3 protein-coding genes are annotated in these 1,984 nt (G+C 77.8%); all 3 read left to right on the forward strand.

The window, feature by feature from the left end:
* A partial coding sequence (locus tag ACWENR_RS30650) for an FAD-dependent oxidoreductase (RefSeq protein WP_452280421.1) occupies positions 1-832 on the forward strand: 832 nt, incomplete at its 5' end.
* Complete coding sequence (gene thiS, locus ACWENR_RS30655) at positions 823-1,023, forward strand: sulfur carrier protein ThiS (RefSeq protein WP_091102631.1); 201 nt, start codon at positions 823-825, stop codon at positions 1,021-1,023. The genes ACWENR_RS30650 and thiS, both read left to right, overlap by 10 nt.
* Before the next feature lie 4 nt (positions 1,024-1,027).
* On the forward strand, positions 1,028-1,798 hold the full coding sequence (locus ACWENR_RS30660) for a thiazole synthase (RefSeq protein WP_452280422.1): 771 nt from the start codon (positions 1,028-1,030) through the stop codon (positions 1,796-1,798).
* Positions 1,799-1,984 lie beyond the last annotated feature (186 nt).

Below are 1,984 nucleotides of genomic sequence, written 5' to 3' on the forward strand. Positions count from 1 at the left end.
CGGCGGCGCGCTCGCCGCCACCGACCACCAGGTCGACCCGCGCCGGCTCGTGCCGGCGCTGCGCACCGCCGCCGAGCGGGCCGGCGCCACGCTGGCGCCGACCGCCGTGCGGCGGCTGGCCGACGTGGACGCGCGCGTCACGGTCGTCGCGGCCGGTTGCGGCGCGGCGGCCCTGACCGGGCTGCCGGTGCGGCCGGTGAAGGGGCAGGTGCTGCGGCTCCGCGCGCCCGGCGGCGTCGCGCCGGGCTTCCGGCACGTCATCCGGGGGTACGCCGACGGCGAGCACGTCTATCTCGTGCCCCGCGAGGACGGGGAGGTGGTGGTGGGTGCGACCGTCGAGGAGCGCACCGACACCGACGTCTCCGCCGGCGCGGTGCTGCGCCTGCTCCGCGCCGCCGTCGACCTGCTGCCGGAACTGGCCGAGTACGACCTGGTCGAGACGCTCGCCGGCCTGCGCCCCGGCACCCCGGACAACGCCCCGATCCTCGGGCCGCTGCCGGGCCGGCCGGGCGTGCTCGCCGCGACCGGGCACCACCGGCACGGCATCGTGCTCACCCCCGTCACCGCCGACCTGATCGCCGATCTGGTCGTCACGGGCACGCCGGACCCGCTGCTCGCCCCCTTCACCCCCGCCCGGTTCGTGCCAGCCGCGCCCGATGTCGGGCCGGCCGCCGGTGTCGTGCCAGCCGCACCCGACACCGGGCCCGCCGCTGGTGTCGTGCCGGCCGCGCCCGATGTCGGGCCGGCCGCCGGTGTTGCGCCGGCCGCGCCCGGTGGCGGCCGGACCGGTCCCGGAGCGTTCGCACCCGAGGAGGAGCACACGTGGAACTGACGGTGAACGGCACCGGGCGCAGCGTGCCCGGCGGCTCGACCGTGGCGGACGTGGTCCGCGCGGTCACCGACCAGCAGCGCGGCCTCGCCGTCGCGGTCAACGGGGAGGTCGTGCCGCGTACCGGCTGGCCGGCGACCGTGCTGCGCGACGGCGACCGCGTCGAGGTGCTCAGCGCCGCCCAGGGCGGGTGACGCGGTGAGCTTCGACGTCGGCGGGGTGAGCTTCGCGTCCCGGCTGATCCTCGGCACCGGCGGCGCGGCCAACCTGCGCGTGCTGGAGGACGCCATCCGCGCCTCCGGCACCGAACTGGTCACCCTGGCCCTGCGCCGGGTGGACACCGCCCCCGGCACCGCCGGCGGCCTGCTGGACCTGCTGGACCGCTGCGGCGTACGGCTGCTGCCGAACACCGCCGGCTGCTACACGGCGGGCGAGGCCGTCAAGGTGGCGCACCTGGCCCGGGAGGCGTTCGGCACCGACTGGGTGAAGCTGGAGGTCATCGGCGACGAGCGCACGCTGCTGCCCGACGGGGTGGAACTGCTGCGCGCCGCCGAGGAACTCGTCGACGACGGGTTCGTGGTGCTGCCGTACACCTCCGACGACCCGATCCTCGCGCGCCGGCTGGCCGACGTCGGCTGCGCGGCGGTGATGCCGGCGGGTGCGCCCATCGGCTCCGGCCTGGGCGTGTCGAACCCGCACCACATCCGGCTGATCAGGCAGAGCGTCGACGTGCCGGTGATCCTGGACGCCGGCATCGGCACCGCCTCGGACGCGGCGCTGGCGATGGAGCTGGGCTGCGACGCGGTGCTGCTCGCCAGCGCGGTCACGCGCGCCGCCGACCCGGTGGCGATGGCCACCGCCATGCGGCACGCGGTCGAGGCGGGGCGGCTCGCGTACGGGGCGGGCCGGATCGCCCGGCGCTTTCACGCCCTCGCCTCCACCCCGGACGACGGACGGCCCGACCTGTGAACCGCCCCGCCCCCACCGCCCCGCCTCCGCCCGCCCCGCCGTCGGCAGCGGCTGCCGCTTCGGTGCCGCCTTCGGCTGCGGCTGCTGCCTGGGTGCCGCCTTCGGCTGCGGCTGCTGCCTGGGTGCCGCCTTCGGCTGCGGCTGCTGCCTGGGTGCCGCCTTCGGCTGCGGCTGCTGCCTGGGTGC

Source organism: Micromonospora sp. NPDC004336 (genome assembly GCF_053602615.1).